Annotated in this window: 17 protein-coding genes and 1 rRNA gene; 7 read left to right on the top strand and 11 right to left on the bottom strand. The window is 55.6% G+C overall.

Annotated elements, in window-relative coordinates:
* A 5S ribosomal RNA gene (gene rrf, locus FDK21_RS20130) occupies positions 1–99 on the top strand; the annotation flags it as partial.
* Positions 100–166: 67 nt separating this feature from the next.
* Here the strand turns inward: rrf and FDK21_RS20125 are convergent.
* The 3 genes from FDK21_RS20125 to FDK21_RS20115 form a co-directional block, all read right to left on the bottom strand.
* Positions 167–400: a thioredoxin family protein gene (locus FDK21_RS20125; protein ID WP_114011744.1), complete on the bottom strand. Its 234-nt coding sequence runs from the start codon at positions 398–400 to the stop codon at positions 167–169.
* 62 nt (positions 401–462) lie between these two features.
* On the bottom strand, positions 463–1425 hold the full coding sequence (locus tag FDK21_RS20120) for a permease (RefSeq protein ID WP_171022233.1): 963 nt from the start codon (positions 1423–1425) through the stop codon (positions 463–465).
* Positions 1426–1516: 91 nt separating this feature from the next.
* Positions 1517–1858, bottom strand: coding sequence for a metalloregulator ArsR/SmtB family transcription factor (locus tag FDK21_RS20115; RefSeq protein WP_138150656.1), 342 nt, complete (start codon positions 1856–1858; stop codon positions 1517–1519).
* 218 nt (positions 1859–2076) lie between these two features.
* Between FDK21_RS20115 and FDK21_RS20110 the strand changes: the two genes are divergently transcribed.
* Positions 2077–2571 carry an arsenate reductase ArsC gene (locus FDK21_RS20110; RefSeq protein WP_138150655.1) on the top strand — a complete coding sequence of 165 codons (495 nt, stop codon included), beginning with the start codon at positions 2077–2079 and terminating at the stop codon, positions 2569–2571.
* A 26-nt stretch (positions 2572–2597) separates the two neighbouring features.
* Here the strand turns inward: FDK21_RS20110 and ureG are convergent, their stop codons facing one another.
* The 7 genes from ureG to FDK21_RS20075 are packed head-to-tail and all read right to left on the bottom strand — an operon-like array spanning position 2598 to position 7757.
* On the bottom strand, positions 2598–3269 hold the full coding sequence (ureG, locus tag FDK21_RS20105) for an urease accessory protein UreG (RefSeq protein WP_138150654.1): 672 nt from the start codon (positions 3267–3269) through the stop codon (positions 2598–2600).
* Positions 3266–3982 (bottom strand): urease accessory protein UreF, encoded by a 717-nt coding sequence (locus FDK21_RS20100; RefSeq protein ID WP_171022231.1) that lies wholly within the window; start codon positions 3980–3982, stop codon positions 3266–3268. Before FDK21_RS20100 ends, ureG begins: the two co-directional genes overlap by 4 nt.
* Entirely contained in the window at positions 3972–4463 is a 492-nt protein-coding gene (locus FDK21_RS20095) for an urease accessory protein UreE (RefSeq protein WP_138150652.1), read from the bottom strand. Before FDK21_RS20095 ends, FDK21_RS20100 begins: the two co-directional genes overlap by 11 nt.
* A gap of 52 nt (positions 4464–4515) precedes the next feature.
* The gene (ureC, locus tag FDK21_RS20090; RefSeq protein WP_138150651.1) at positions 4516–6228 is read right to left on the bottom strand and encodes an urease subunit alpha; all 1713 of its coding nucleotides are present in this window, start codon (positions 6226–6228) and stop codon (positions 4516–4518) included.
* Positions 6228–6533 (bottom strand): urease subunit beta, encoded by a 306-nt coding sequence (locus tag FDK21_RS20085; protein ID WP_138150650.1) that lies wholly within the window; start codon positions 6531–6533, stop codon positions 6228–6230. Before FDK21_RS20085 ends, ureC begins: the two co-directional genes overlap by 1 nt.
* Before the next feature lie 9 nt (positions 6534–6542).
* A complete protein-coding gene (locus tag FDK21_RS20080; protein ID WP_114011737.1) occupies positions 6543–6845 on the bottom strand; it encodes an urease subunit gamma in 303 nt (100 codons plus the stop codon).
* 24 nt (positions 6846–6869) lie between these two features.
* Positions 6870–7757, bottom strand: coding sequence for an urease accessory protein UreD (locus tag FDK21_RS20075; RefSeq protein WP_138150649.1), 888 nt, complete (start codon positions 7755–7757; stop codon positions 6870–6872).
* Between the two features lie 448 nt (positions 7758–8205).
* Between FDK21_RS20075 and FDK21_RS20070 the strand changes: the two genes are divergently transcribed.
* From FDK21_RS20070 to FDK21_RS20050, 5 genes are all read left to right on the top strand, one after another.
* The gene (locus tag FDK21_RS20070) at positions 8206–10131 is read left to right on the top strand and encodes a M48 family metalloprotease (protein ID WP_138150648.1); all 1926 of its coding nucleotides are present in this window, start codon (positions 8206–8208) and stop codon (positions 10129–10131) included.
* A complete protein-coding gene (locus tag FDK21_RS20065) occupies positions 10128–10493 on the top strand; it encodes a hypothetical protein (protein ID WP_138150647.1) in 366 nt (121 codons plus the stop codon). The genes FDK21_RS20070 and FDK21_RS20065 overlap by 4 nt, the downstream gene beginning before the upstream one ends.
* Positions 10494–10588: 95 nt before the next feature.
* Positions 10589–12133, top strand: a complete 1545-nt coding sequence (locus FDK21_RS20060; RefSeq protein ID WP_138150646.1) for an ATP-binding protein — start codon at positions 10589–10591, stop codon at positions 12131–12133.
* Positions 12126–12872: a response regulator gene (locus FDK21_RS20055; protein WP_138150645.1), complete on the top strand. Its 747-nt coding sequence runs from the start codon at positions 12126–12128 to the stop codon at positions 12870–12872. Before FDK21_RS20060 ends, FDK21_RS20055 begins: the two co-directional genes overlap by 8 nt.
* Positions 12873–13074: 202 nt before the next feature.
* Positions 13075–13818, top strand: a complete 744-nt coding sequence (locus FDK21_RS20050) for a YHYH protein (protein ID WP_171022229.1) — start codon at positions 13075–13077, stop codon at positions 13816–13818.
* Between the two features lie 209 nt (positions 13819–14027).
* Here the strand turns inward: FDK21_RS20050 and FDK21_RS20845 are convergent.
* The coding region (locus tag FDK21_RS20845; protein WP_210238858.1) for a hypothetical protein at positions 14028–14313 on the bottom strand (286 nt) is incomplete at its 5' end.

The following is a 14313-nucleotide window of genomic DNA, read 5'->3' as shown; positions in this document are numbered from 1 at the left end:
AGGCTCCCAGACCCGATCCCATCCCGAACTCGGAAGTCAAACGCCTCCGCGCCAATGGTACTTCGTCTTAAGACGCGGGAGAGTAGGTCGCCGCCAGGCCTGTTAAAAGCAAATCATAAAAAAAACCCCGGTGTTCATATGAAACCGGGGTTTTTTTGTGGCAAAATCAAGCCAACCAATCCCCTATGCTAGCCATAGTAGGCAAGCCTCCTGTATGGACAACGTGCTCATCCACTACAACACCAGGGGTGGACATGACGCCGTAGGACAAGATGTCTTGCATGTCGGTTACCTTCTCGATGGTAATGTCAACGCCTAGGTCTTGTGCCTTTTGTTCGATCATTTCCGCTGTCTGGTTGCATTTTTTGCATCCGGAACCAAGGACTTTTATAACTTTCATTGAGAGCTCCTTTTCTTTTGCGCAACAGTCGGGCTGTTGCCATTGATATGGTGGGGCCACATTTAGATGAGGGCGTTGAAAAGATAGCCGACGCCGACAAATGAGATGAACAGGATTGCTGTAAAGGTTGCGATCATTTGTGGCTTAAGCACTTTTCTCAAAATGATCATTTCCGGCAGGGAAATGGCGGCGACTGACATCATCAAGGCAAGCAGGGTGCCGATCGGTACGCCTTTACCCATCAAAGCCTCAACGACAGGAATCACACCTGTTGCATTTGAGTAAAGTGGGATGCCTGACAACACTGCGATGGGTACGGCAAATGGATTGGATTTCGTGGCATAAGTGGCAAAGAAATCTTGTGGTACAAAGCCGTGCAATAACGCTCCCAATGCGACACCTGCAATGACATATTTCCAAATCCGTCCCACGATTTCCCTGACTTGCTCCTTTGCGAAAGTCAGGCGGGCAGAAATGGATTGACTGGCTTTTTGAAGCGGACCTTTTCCCATGCGGATCTTCCAAACATACTCCTCCACCCACTTTTCTAGTTTGAGATATTCAATCAATAGACCGCCAATGATTCCTACAAACAAGCCGGCTGCCACATAGAGAAAGGCCAATTTCCATCCGATGGTTGTTGCCAGGACTATGATTGCCACCTCATTGATCATCGGGGAGGCGATCAGGAATGCCATCGTCACACCAAGGGGGATACCGGCTTCGAGAAATCCAATGAAAAGGGGCACAGAAGAGCAGGAGCAGAACGGGGTCACAGCCCCCAGACCCACAGCCATTGGATAGGAAATGAACCGGGGTTTGTTGGAAACAATCGTGCGAACGCGTTCAGGTGTAAGCATTGAACGAAAGAAGCCGATCATGAAGATTACAACGGTCAGCAACGCGAAGATTTTTGTTATATCTTCGACGAAGAAGTGAATCGCTTCTGCCAATCGCGTGTCTTTTGTCAGCCCCAACAATTCGTAGGTGATCAGGTTCGCCAGTTTTGTAAAGATATCGAGCATGGTCGTGGTTTCCGCGATGGTCTTGAAGTTATTGCTTTATCAGTCCAGGCGAGCGACTGGATTTCGGTTTGTTGGGCTACTTAACGGTTGATCAATCGCAACGGGTTGGGCGATCTTTCATTTGTGTCAACCGCTTTCGATCCGCTTCTGCAATGTCTTCTGATCTGTTGCCTTTGATGGCCGCAACGACGATATCCTTTTGCCAAAGCGCCATGTCCGGGTTGAGAGAATAAAAAACCCATTGGGCCTGCCTTCTCGAACGGACGATATCGGCGTCACGCATGGCTGCGAGGTGGCGGGATATTTTGGGTTGTGGGGTGTCGAGTGCGTGGGCCAACTCACACACACACAGATCGGGTTCATCTTCGAACAGGATGAGTGCACGCAAGCGTGTTTCATCGCTCAGGCATTGAAAGAATTTTGTCTGTTTCATGTCACAGAGTATGCGCTTGAATGGATATGCGGTCAATCGGATATGCATTTCAGCAGATATATGGTATAGTCCGACAATGACCGGACGTATGTTACAGTTCGATCGAAATAAGTACGGTAAAACAGAGGCTTATGAAAGTATGGCTGACTTTGTTGTCCGCATAGGCAAAGTGGGTCACCTTGTCGCATCGGGGATTGCTACGAGAAAGGGACATCTTCATGACCGGTAAAGTCTACAATGTGCTGTTTTTGTGCACGGGAAATTCCGCACGTTCAATCATCGCAGAGGCGGTCTTGCAGCGATTGGCTGGTGGAAAGTTTAACGCCTATAGTGCGGGTAGCCAGCCAATGGGGGCCGTTCATCCCTATGCAATTGAATTGCTTGCGAATCAAAATTACAAGGTTGATGACCTGCGCTCAAAAAGTTGGGAAGAGTTTTCTGGTCCTGATGCGCCCGAAATGGATTTTGTCTTCACTGTTTGTGACAATGCGGCCAAGGAAGTTTGCCCAATCTGGCCAGGTCAACCCATGAGTGCCCATTGGGGGGTGCCCGATCCCGCAGCGGCGCAAGGCACCGACGCAGAGCAGCATTTGGCTTTTGCCGATGCAATGCGGATGTTGGAACAGCGAGTCAGCATTTTCACAAATCTGCCTCTGCAAGCGCTGGATCGGCTGTCATTGCAAAAACGTCTCGACGATATCGGTCAAAACTAAGGTTTTCCCTGTGGCAAGCCGTTTTGTCAGGCGACATCCTGCGAGACGACTGCCATATCCGTGAGGCCCGATTTCTTGCAGATAAAGTTTGCGACGGCATCCAATCCAGCACCCCGCTGAAGATCCGTGAACTGGAAGGGTTTGGTGCCGCGTGCCTTTTGGGTGTCTTCGCGCATGCTGTCGAGATTGGCTCCAACATAGGGGGCGAGATCCATCTTGTTGACAATCAGCAAGTCAGAGCGGGTGATGGCGGCACCACCCTTGCGGGGAATGTCCTCACCCTGACAGACAGAAATAACATAGAGTGTCAGGTCGACCAGATCGGGAGAAAAGGTTGCCGCGAGATTATCTCCTCCTGACTCGACAAAAATAATATCGAGATCGGGATGGCGGTCACGCAGAGTGTCCATAGCTGCGAGATTGATTGAGGCATCTTCGCGAATCGCCGTGTGGGGGCAGCCGCCGGTCTCAACCCCGATGATTCGATCTTCCGATAGAGCCTGCTTGCGCACCAAGGCCATGGCGTCTTCCTTGGTGTAGATGTCGTTGGTGACCACGGCGATGGAATATTGATCTCTCAGAGCCAAGCACAGTTTTTCGGTCAAGGTGGTTTTGCCAACCCCAACCGGTCCACCGATGCCAATGCGAATCGGATCTTTTTTCGGCTCAATGGCTGAAGGGCTGATGCTGTTGCTCATGATCTAAAGATCCTCGTGGTCAGTGTTTCATGTTGCATGGCGGCGATATCGGAGAGTAGGCACGCCGTGCCGATGTCTTCGAGACTGGCTTGGGCGGCGCGCTCACTCATGTGAAGGATCGGATCTTCAAGGGCTGCTTGCAAGGCCAAACCATCGGTCTGACCGAGTGGCACCAGACGAATCGCTACAGAAATCAGGTTGGACAGAAAGGCATGGCTGGCCGAGGGCAGTATTACCTCAAGCGGAATAGTGTGGGCCCGCGCAATGGCTCCGACGATAACGGGTTGGGCGATGGGGCCAGCGCGCTGTTGATCGAGGGTGCCATGCAGTGTTGTTGGCCAAGCTTTGCTGGCCTTGTAAAAGGCGTCTCCAAGCTGCGTTGTCTCTGCCAAACGCTCGGAACTTGGTGCCAGCGCCAATGCAAATTCATTCAAAGATAGAAGCTCTTGCCGCGAATCAGTGCCGCAGCGCCATGCCTGCGCCAACAGCACCGAGTCACTCCAACAGCTGCCTCTTGCAAGGAGGTTGAGCAACCAGTCCTGCATGCTGTCCCGATCGTGAATGCTGCCTTTTGCAATGGCTGTTTCCAGTCCATGACTATAGCTGAACGCTCCGATCGGGAAGGCGGGTGACAGCCACGTGAGGAGTCGCAGAAGTGCGACCCCCTGTGGCAGCCTTGCAGGTTTCTGGTCGTGTTTGGCCTCAATGAGCATGCTCGGATGCTGCCTCTTTTTCCGGGTGATGATGATGGCCATGGTCCCGTTTATAGGCGCCGGAAACAGGGGAGAAATGGCCCGAAACGGCCTTCAATTCTCCGCCAAGCCCAACCAGCATGTCGGCAATGACCGCGTCTTGACGGATGCGCAGATGGTCGCTGAAAATCTGGGTTGGTTGATGCCTGTTGCCCAGATGCCATGCAAGGGTGACCAAGTCCGTTGCGGCCGTTGGTCGCACCTCATAGAGGGGTTCCGGCTTGGCCCGAACCTCGATGATGCGCCCGTCGGTCAGTTGCAATCCATCGCCATGTTCCAGCCGTTCGGCGGAAGCAAGCGAGAGGAGGAAATCATACCCGCCATCACTGGTCAGCAGGATGCGACGGCGATAGCGATCTTCTTCATCCAGCGTGATCGTATCGGCAGGCGCCTCTTGCCAGCTGCCTTTGGGCAGAATGGTTTTGGCTTCCACAATTGGCATGATGCTTTTCCTTTTGTCTGTTGTTCTTGATGTGCCTGACTGTGACAGGTTTTTAGAACAGGAAATAGCGTTGTGCCATAGAAACTGTGTCAGCCGGTTTACAGGTGAGGACTTCACCGTCAGCCCGCACTTCGTAGGTTTCCGGGTCAACCTCCACATGTGGGGTTGCGTCATTGAGCTTCATTGAGGCCTTGGAAATGCCCGAGCGGGTATTTTCCACCGCCAGCATCGCCTTTGCGGTGCCGAGCTGGCCGGACAGGCCTGCATCAATCGCGGCTTGGCTGACAAAGGTGACGGAGCTGTTGGTCAGGGCCTTGCCATAGGCACCGAACATCGGCCGATAATGAACCGGCTGTGGCGTCGGGATCGAGGCATTCGGGTCACCCATGGGGGCGGCGGCGATGGAGCCACCAATCAGCACCATGTCCGGCTTCACCCCAAAGAAAGCCGGGTTCCAGAGCACCAGATCGGCGCGTTTGCCCAGCTCAATCGAGCCAATATGCTTGGACATGCCTTGGGCGATGGCCGGGTTGATGGTGTATTTGGCGATGTAGCGTTTGACGCGCTCATTGTCATTGTCGCCTTTTTCCAGATTGAGCGGTCCGCGCTGCTTTTTCATTTTGTCAGCGGTCTGCCAGGTGCGGATGATCACTTCGCCGACGCGGCCCATGGCCTGACTGTCGGAAGAAATGATCGAAAAGGCCCCCATATCATGGAGAATGTCTTCGGCCGCGATGGTTTCCTTGCGGATGCGGCTTTCGGCGAAGGCGACATCCTCAGGGATGTTGGCGTCAAGGTGATGGCAGACCATCAGCATGTCGAGATGCTCGGCCACCGTGTTGGCGGTGTAGGGCCGGGTCGGGTTGGTGGAGGACGGGATCACATTGTCCATGCCGCAGATCTTGATGATGTCCGGCGCATGGCCGCCACCGGCCCCCTCAGTATGGAAGGCATGAATGGTGCGGCCCTTGAAGGCATCGACCGTGCTTTCGACAAAGCCCGATTCGTTCAGGGTGTCGGTATGGATCATCACCTGCACGTCATAGGCGTCGGCAACCGTCAGGCAGGTGTCGATGGCGGCTGGGGTCGTACCCCAGTCTTCATGCAGTTTGAGGGCCGCAGCCCCACCCAACAGCATTTCTTCCAAGGCTTTGGGGTGGGATGCATTGCCCTTGCCTGCAAAAGCGAGGTTCATCGGGAAGGCATCGGCGGCTTCAATCATCCGCGCAATATGCCAAGGACCAGGGGTACAGGTCGTCGCCAGAGTGCCATGGGCTGGACCTGTACCCCCTCCCAGCATCGTAGTGATGCCGGACATCAATGCCTCCTCAATCTGCTGGGGGCAAATGAAGTGAATATGGGCGTCCATGCCGCCGGCGGTCAGGATCTTGCCTTCGCCTGCTATGGCTTCGGTGCCGGGGCCGATGATGATGTCGACGCCGTCCTGAGTGTCGGGGTTGCCTGCCTTGCCGATGGCTTCGATCACGCCGTTTTTCAGGCCGACATCAGCCTTGTAGATGCCAGTATGATCAACCACCAGCGCATTGGTGATGACGGTATCGACCGCCCCATCGGCGCGGGCCACCTGCGACTGGCCCATGCCATCACGGATGACTTTGCCGCCACCAAATTTGACCTCTTCACCGTAACGGGTGAAATCTTTTTCGACCTCAATGAATAGTTCGGTGTCCGCCAGACGCACCTTGTCGCCGGTGGTTGGGCCGAACATGTCGGCATAGGCTGCGCGAGAAAGAGAAATTGCCATTAGAGTGCGCCTCCGATGTCGCCACGGAAGCCATAGACTTCGCGTTTGCCGGAAAGGGGAATGAGATTGACCATCCGGGTCTGGCCCGGCTCGAAGCGCACGGCGGTGCCGGACGCAATGTCGAGGCGCATGCCACGGGCGGCTTCGCGATCAAAGGACAGGGCCGGGTTGGTCTCATAAAAATGATAGTGCGAGCCGACCTGCACTGGGCGGTCGCCAGTGTTGGAGACGGACAATTGGGTCACGGCAAGACCGGAATTGAGTTCGATGTCACCGGCTGCGGTGATGATTTCGCCTGGAATCATGGTCGCCTCCTAGCGGATCGGTTCGTGGACGGTGACGAGCTTGACCCCGTCAGGGAAGGTCGCTTCGACCTGAATGTCATGGATCATTTCCGGGATGCCTTCCATCACCTGATCCCGGCTGATGATATGGGCACCTGCTTCCATCAAATCGGCGACGGTGCGGCCATCGCGGGCGCCTTCGACGATGAAGTCGCTGATGAGCGCAATGGCTTCAGGATGGTTGAGACGGACACCGCGTTCCAGCCGACGACGGGCAACCATCGCCGCCATGGCGATGAGCAGTTTGTCTTTCTCCCTCGGGGTCAAATTCATGACGCTTCCTCTTCTCTTTTTTTCTCAAGTGGTCCAGACGCGCGGCAAGGGGGCTCCGGACCGAAACAGGGTGATGAGCGGGATGAGCGCGGCGCGGAGCTGAAGTCCGTCCGGCGCGGTCATGCGCAAAATGATTTTTCCCGGCATGGCGGACAGGCCGATATGACAGTCGGTGAAAGCCGCAGCCAAGGCGCGCGCCTCGGCGAGCTTGCATTCGAGCTGGTCGCTGTCTTCCGGGCCGCAATAGCAAAGGCTGGCAAAGGCCTGATGGCCGGACAGGGTGGATGGCGATTTGCCAAAGGCGGTGACATCGCCCTGAAAGGAAAGGGCGTCGGCATGGATGAGACGATTGTTGTGGCGGATCATCCAGCGGTCGGAAAAATCGATATCATGGACTTTTTCGCCCATCGCCAAACGGCCCAGAAGCACCGCTTCGAGGGCCAGAAACCGGGCCGAGCCGGTTAGATTCACGGTCATTCGGCGGCTTAACCGGGCGCGGTCAAACAAGATGCTTTCCTGCGGCAGCCAGTCGAAACGGGCGCCATCAGCCACTGTGATCGCAGTGCTGAGTTCGGCCGGGCCTTCATCGGATTTGTAGATTTTTTCGCAGGCCTGTGTCGTGGCGACCCCATGGGTGCCGGACGCGGCCTTGATGTCCCAACTGAGGCGGTCACCGCCGGTCAGCCCGCCGGAGCTATTGATCAACACGGCTTCGAGCGCGTTCGATCCATAGACCTTGGGTAAACGGATCTTGGCGCAGCCTTGTTGGTAGAGACGGTCGAGCTTTGTCGCGCCCTCAGCGCCGAGCTTGAGGCTTATTCTGCCTTCTCCGGCCGCTCTTTCTGCCCGGGAGGAGGAGGCGGAAAAGGGGGGAGACTGCTCGGCGCTGAGGGGGAGAAGGGCTGCATTCATCTCTCACGCCTCCATAAGGAGGCGCCTTTGAGGCGCTCGGGCGTGTGGGAGGATCGAGATTTGGCAGCGCACTTGGAACAACCTTCTTCTTGCATAGGGTTTGTTAAGATTTGCAAGGGCTGTGCCAGATGGGCGGCGCGGCAACAAAATGTGCTCTTGCCGCCTTTGGAGGCAGAATTCGGGCTGTTTCGGGGGCGTTCTGTGATTCCAAATGAGTCAGGTTAAACGTGGTAATTGAATGTTTTTTGTGCATCTGTGCTGATTTGATCAATTTGTGTGCACACTTTGCCGGAGTGCCTGCCTTTGCTTCAGGCGGTTCGCCCGCATTTTCATCTGCCACCTGTCTGTCTTGCCAGAAGATGTGCACCAAAGGCGGGTGACGGGTTGTGTCGTCTCTTTGAATTCTCTTAAATGTTGCAATTGAAGTGTAATAACAGGTGAGGGCTGTGTGATGGAGCAATCCCTTGATCGGGGCGGTCTGAAGCCGGCGGATCGGGTCAGGCGCACCATTTTGTCGTCAGGCAGTTTGGGGAGTTTGATCGGTTTTTCTTTGCTTGGAAGCATTGCCTCCTTGTTCCTGCTGCTCACCTTCTTGCATGGTTTTGATGCCTTTCGGGCGATTGGGCGGATCGGACCGGAACTCTATTTGGTTTTCACCGAGCAACCGGCCAGCGTGCCGATCTGGTTAGGCACGGCAGCGGAGCGCTTGACTGAGTTGCGCGGTACCCTGTCGTCCGATCCGCTGGCCTGGGTCATGTTGCTGTTGCTGGCAATGATGCTAATGCTGGGTCATTACCGGCGCTACAGGCGACCGCAAGGTCAATCCATTCTGACGGTCCCGGCTGCGAGCGAGGTGGCCGGGCGGTTGCTTGGCATGTTCGGATCCTTTCGTGATATCGCGATACCGCTGGCTGAAAAGGGCATGGCCAGCAATGACTTCTTTTCGCTGCGCGGGGTTTTTTATGCGCCAAAGGGTCAGGTCTCGCGGATCATCAAGGGCAAACCGTCTGACCATCAGCAGCGTGTGCTCGGTTTTTTCATGGCCCATGAACATGCCCATGCGGTGGCCAGAGACAATCTGGCCAATTCGGTCTTTCAGGTGGCTGTCAGTGGCTATGTGGTGGCCTTTCTGATTTTTGCCTTTCCGCTTGTCGGGTCGATGTCGGTTTTTCTGGCTCATGCGCCGGGGGCTGGCTATGGCACATTGGTGTTGGCAGCCTTTTTCACAGTCGTCATTGTTTTATGCGTGATCGGTTGCTTTCACGGGATGCTGATTTCCTATTTGAAGGCGCGGGAGTTTTTTGCAGATCACGCTGCCTTTGGTCTTTATCCCGATCTTGATCCCTATGGAAGAGGCGCTGTCGAGCGACCCGATCTGCTCAGTGCCTTCAATGCCGACATTTCTCCATATGAGAGGGCGCTGCATAAGGAAGGCTATAGTCTTCATGCCCGCAACATGCTGGTGTTTTTCTGGGGCTTTGCCGTCAGCATTCGGACCTTGTATCTGCTGGTGGTGCCCCCTTCTATGACGCTCTATGTGTTGTTGTTTGACGCAGTGATGTTGTTGGCTTTTGGCATCTTGTATGTCTCTTTGCCAAAACGGCCCCGCAATCCGGCCTTGCGGCCAATGCTGCCATGGCTGGTGTCTTTCATCTCGATTCTGGCGTTGTTCTTTTCCGGTCCGGGGTTGCTAGGTGTCCTGAAGATGCTGCATCCCGGTTTGTTTTCTGATCTGTTTGGCCGTTTGCTTGGCTTGCCATTGCTTGTGCTGACCCTAGGTTTCCTTGTGGTCTTGCTGGTGCATGGGGTGCGGCGACTGATTGCGCGGCGGGTGGCACAGCCTCGCCGCAAAGGGCGTGTGATGTCACGGCTTGTCATCCGGGCCTTGATGCTGCCGGGGCTGGCGATCGACGGGTTCATGCTGTGCTTCGTTGCCAGTCTGGTCTGTGGCATTGCGCACTATTTTCTGACCCTGTCGTTTCTTGGCAATGGTCTGATGGTCAATGCCATCATGGCGGCACAGGCTTTGGTCCTGTCCTGTCTTGCCTATTGGCAATATCGTGGTTTGTTTGCCCGTCTGGATCTGTCCTATGCCATTATTGCTTTGTTTGGTGCTTCGCTGTTTGCGACTGTCTGCGTGATCGGGGCGGCGTTGATGGCGGCGATTTCCAGCTTCTCCAATCAGGGAAGCTACGACTGGCAGGCATGGGCAGGCAGCTGGATCGTGCAATTGCATGCGCAAAGCTGGACTTTGACCTTGTCAGTCGGTGCGTTATCGGCAATCTTCTACCTGTTGTTGCGGTTTGGTGCCTTCTGGGCGCGAGAGCAACTGACGATCATTGAGCAAGAGTTGGGGCGGGCAAGATATCTATGAATGTCAATGCAGAAGAATTGCGGGTACGGCTGACGCGGAACATGGCCGTGGCGATTGATGAAGCGGAGAGCTTCGAAGCCTATTTCGGCAGCCCGGCTGAAAATATGGATTATGGCGCAGCACGCGCCGACGGCACCCTGCCTGCCGACATGATGTTCGTCTGGGAATTTGCAGGCCATATCACCAATTATGTTGCCAGCCACGGCATCGATGTTCTTGATCTGGTTGAGCGGGTTGGCAATCTGTTTGTCGCCTATCAGGCGCTGAAAGTTGGTGGCAGTGATTTTGACGAGGCGGAAAAAGACAAGCTCAAGGCAGCCGTAGCAGACACGCTCAAGGGGCTGATTGAGGACAAGAATTGACTTGACCTTTGTATCAGGCCTGATGGGGTGGAAGAAAGAATGGTCGAGGCCTCGGTATCCATTTTCGCTCCACATTCTTGCGGCAAGGTCGCGCCATGATTTTGAAACGCCATTCCCTCGCAACCAAGCTGTTTGTCGCTTTCCTGTGCACCAGTATTTTCGTAATATTGGTGATGATGGGGCTGATCGGCTACCAGATGCGGTCGGGATTTTCCAGTTACCTGTTGCGGGTCGAACTGCAGACCTTTGACGATCTGGCAAAGTCGATTGCGAAGGCGCATCAGGATGAGGCGCTTTGGCTGCGTCTGAAGGAAGATCCACGGCGCTGGCATGATCTGGTGCGAGGCTCCCTTGGTCCGCGGCAGCCCGAAGACAACAGGCCGTTGCCTCCTGCCTTTGAGTCAGCCACCAATGGCAAATCCGATCCCAGACCTCCAAAAAGACCACTACAAAGACCACTACAAAGACCTGGGCCACCGCAACGCCCGGGCGTCGATCCCTTGATGCTTGGTCAGCGGTTGGCCTTGTTGACCCCGGCCGGCAATTATTGGGCCGGGGCGCGGTTGGCTCAGGGGTCGTATCTGTCGCGGACGGTTCATGCGGGCGATGACGCGGCCAGTGGCCCGGTCATCGCACAGCTTGCTCTGGCGAGCCCGTCGGATGGGCGTTCCGCGCGCGATGAACAGTTTCTCTATCAGCAATTTCGAGCTCTGTTCTGGGTTTGCCTGCTGGCTGTCGGCTTGTCAGCTCTGGCTGCCTATTTGCTGGCGCGTGGGCTTGTCACGCCGATCCGTTCTCTGGTGCGTGGGGCGCAAGCCTTGAGTGATGGCGACTACAAAACCCGGCTGATTGGCACCGGCAAAGATGAAATCGGTCAGTTGACGGCGGATTTCAATCTGCTGGCCGAAAGCCTTGAGGCGGCAGAAAAAGCCGAGCGGCAATGGATGTCGGACGCCTCCCATGAACTCAAGACACCTTTGGCCATTCTTAAGGGACGAATCGAAGGGCTTCAGGATGGGGTCTATGAGACCAATGCCGCCTTGCTGGCCGAGATGCATGCAACTGTGGAACGGCTCAATCGCCTTGTCGGGGATCTCAATGCCCTCTCTCACTTGCGCGAAGGGCGCCTTGCCTGTCACTTTCAGCCTGAGGATGTTTCGGTTTTGCTTCGCGAGGTGGTGGACCACTCTGCCGGGCGCTTCGAGGAGAAGGGGCTGGCTCTGACACTGAAACTCGATGCATCTCAGCGGTTGCTTCTGGTATGTGATCGGGGGCGACTGAGACAAATGCTGGACAATCTGCTGGAAAATGCCCGCCGCTATACCGATGCGCCGGGCGTTGTGGAGGTGACGGCGCGGTTGGATGAGCAGGAGGAAGCGCTGATCGTGACCATCGAGGATAGCGCCCCTTGTCCGGACGGCCAGCATATCGGGCGGTTGTTTGAACGCTTTTACCGGGCCGATCCATCACGGGCGCGACAATCGGGCGGGACCGGGTTGGGGCTTGCCATATGCCGCGCCATTGTCGAGGCCCATGACGGGCAGATCGAGGCGACGCGTTCTGTGTTGGGTGGGCTTCTGGTGCGGGTCACCTTGCCACTGGATGGCGACATGATTCAGGAGGAGGTTGGGGATGCGTGATGCTCAGGCCGGATGGCACATCATGATCATCGAGGATGAACCGTCACTGGCGGCGATCATTCAGGACTATCTGACTCAGGCAGGGATGACCTCGGAGATCCTTCATGAGGGACATCGAGCGGTCGAGACGATCCTTAAGCGCAAGCCGGATCTGGTGATTCTTGATGTGATGCTGCCGGGCATGGATGGCTTGAGCATTTGCCGGGAAGTGCGGGCCAAAAGCGATGTGCCGATCATTCTGGAGACGGCGCGGGTGGAAGAGCTCGATCGCCTGCTGGGGCTGGAGCTGGGGGCTGATGATTATGTCTGCAAGCCTTTCTCGCCGCGCGAACTGGTTGCTCGGGTGAAGGCCATTTTGCGGCGGCAGGCCAAAGTGCAGGCGGCGGCATCAGGCGTTTTGGCCGATGTCGAGGCCAGTCGAGATGCCGCGAGCGCTGCCGGACAAGATGGTTTGTGGCTGGATGAAGAACGCTGGTCGGTGACCTATAATGGGCAGGACCTGGCACTGACCCGGCGAGAGTTCCAGTTGCTGGCTATTCTTTACAAGCGGCCCGGACGAGTCTTTTCCCGTGCACAGTTGGTCGAGCTGGCTTTTTCGGACGACGCGGATGTGTTTGACCGGGTGATCGACACCCACATCAAGAATATCAGAACCAAACTGCGCAAGCAGGTCTCCGGTGTTGACGTGATCCGATCCGTCTATGGGGTTGGCTATGCTTATGAAGAGCCTGACACCTGAGGAACGGATATAGAGCCGCCACATAATGACCCGAACCTCTCCTTTGATTCTTCACACTTGCTCCTGATTTGCTGCTTTTTTCGCCTTTAGTCTGTTCCGTAATCAAGGGGCTGGCTGGATGATGAGGAGAGAAACAATGCCAATCGGAGGGATCAATCGGAATGCTTATCGGAAGCGCTCAATGGACGTTGGCGGGGTTGCGATGAGCTGTCTTCTCGTTGTGATGGTGGCTCTGCCTGTTGAGGCACATCAGAATGCGGTGAAAATTCTTGAGCAGGGCAATCAACGCTGCATCGTTTCAAATGGCCTGCCCGATCATGCGATGGGCACCTTCCCACGCCGAGGCAATCCCCATCGTGTGCATGCGCAGGCGGTGCGTCTTTGCGTACCGAGCGGTCCTCTCAAGGGTCAAGAGGCCCGGCGGGTGCGTGGTTCAATCGGTGTTGCGCTCAATGGGGTGCAGATTAGACCCGGTACTGCCGATTGGTATGACGCCCGCTCACGGCGAGGCTTCTCGCGCAATCCGGCTTCGGGTTGGAATCTTGAAGGGATGGGGGCGCGGCAGCAGCTCGGCATGGATCGCAACAATGCACATGTGGATGAGCGTGGCCTTTATCACTATCACGGCATCTCGAAAGCGCTGGTGCGGCAAGGGCAAGGCAGTTTGATCGGCTATGCGGCGGACGGGTTCGAGATTCACTATTTGGCAAACAAGGCCAAATCCTCCTATCGCCTCAAGCAAGGTGTGCGTCCCTCCGCTCCCGGCGGCCGCTATGATGGCACCTACAATCAGGACTGGACCTATGTGGCGGGGAGCGGGTCTCTTGATCAATGCAATGGTGGCTATTTGAACGGCGCCTTCGTCTATTTTGCTACCGATCACTATCCCTTCTTTCCCCGTTGTCTGTGGGGCACGGTCAGTCGCGACTTTGTTGTTGGTCGTTGAGATGACCGTGGTCAGGGCGGTCAGCCGCCGCAGGGTCATTCATCCAGACCCGACCGCCCTGACACTTTTCCTGCTTGGGTGATGAGAGCACAAGTCCGCACGGGCAATCGAGCATCGATGGAGCAGATATCGCCTTGATGACCGGTCAATGTCGTCGCTTTGACACAAATTGAAGGGCTTTTCTGGCCGGTCTGCATCCTGCTTTGCGCTTAAGCGCCCCTGGATTGTCGAACCATGCAGGCAGGAAGCATGTTTTTGAACAATTGTGCATATTGTAACTGGCAGATTTCTGCGGTTTCGGAAGGGGTTTCTGATTTATCCTGAATTGTTGTCATAAAAATGTATTTTAGTGTTTGACTCTGGTTAGGGGTGGGTCTATAACCCGGTTCATCGACAGCGGCGGCGCTGCTGGCGGCGGGGCGGTTTGCTCCAAAATTCAGAGTTTGCGGTCTGAGGCTTTGGTCTTTGTTGGTTGCATAACTTTTTGAAAAAGCA

Origin of the sequence: Cohaesibacter sp. CAU 1516 (assembly GCF_005771485.1) — a bacterium.
Classification (GTDB): domain Bacteria; phylum Pseudomonadota; class Alphaproteobacteria; order Rhizobiales; family Cohaesibacteraceae; genus Cohaesibacter; species Cohaesibacter intestini.
This window is presented reverse-complemented; position numbering and strand designations above follow the sequence as displayed.

Bases quoted from the DNA above. Each gene is read 5' to 3' on its own strand.
- FDK21_RS20125 (WP_114011744.1), bottom strand. From the start codon at position 400: ATGAAAGTTATAAAAGTCCTTGGTTCCGGATGCAAAAAATGCAACCAG.
- FDK21_RS20120 (WP_171022233.1), bottom strand. From the start codon at position 1,425: ATGCTCGATATCTTTACAAAACTGGCGAACCTGATCACCTACGAATTG.
- FDK21_RS20115 (WP_138150656.1), bottom strand. From the start codon at position 1,858: ATGAAACAGACAAAATTCTTTCAATGCCTGAGCGATGAAACACGCTTG.
- FDK21_RS20110 (WP_138150655.1), top strand. From the start codon at position 2,077: ATGACCGGTAAAGTCTACAATGTGCTGTTTTTGTGCACGGGAAATTCC.
- ureG (WP_138150654.1), bottom strand. From the start codon at position 3,269: ATGAGCAACAGCATCAGCCCTTCAGCCATTGAGCCGAAAAAAGATCCG.
- FDK21_RS20100 (WP_171022231.1), bottom strand. From the start codon at position 3,982: ATGCTCATTGAGGCCAAACACGACCAGAAACCTGCAAGGCTGCCACAG.
- FDK21_RS20095 (WP_138150652.1), bottom strand. From the start codon at position 4,463: ATGCCAATTGTGGAAGCCAAAACCATTCTGCCCAAAGGCAGCTGGCAA.
- ureC (WP_138150651.1), bottom strand. From the start codon at position 6,228: ATGGCAATTTCTCTTTCTCGCGCAGCCTATGCCGACATGTTCGGCCCA.
- FDK21_RS20085 (WP_138150650.1), bottom strand. From the start codon at position 6,533: ATGATTCCAGGCGAAATCATCACCGCAGCCGGTGACATCGAACTCAAT.
- FDK21_RS20080 (WP_114011737.1), bottom strand. From the start codon at position 6,845: ATGAATTTGACCCCGAGGGAGAAAGACAAACTGCTCATCGCCATGGCG.
- FDK21_RS20075 (WP_138150649.1), bottom strand. From the start codon at position 7,757: ATGAATGCAGCCCTTCTCCCCCTCAGCGCCGAGCAGTCTCCCCCCTTT.
- FDK21_RS20065 (WP_138150647.1), top strand. From the start codon at position 10,128: ATGAATGTCAATGCAGAAGAATTGCGGGTACGGCTGACGCGGAACATG.
- FDK21_RS20060 (WP_138150646.1), top strand. From the start codon at position 10,589: ATGATTTTGAAACGCCATTCCCTCGCAACCAAGCTGTTTGTCGCTTTC.
- FDK21_RS20055 (WP_138150645.1), top strand. From the start codon at position 12,126: ATGCGTGATGCTCAGGCCGGATGGCACATCATGATCATCGAGGATGAA.
- FDK21_RS20050 (WP_171022229.1), top strand. From the start codon at position 13,075: ATGAGCTGTCTTCTCGTTGTGATGGTGGCTCTGCCTGTTGAGGCACAT.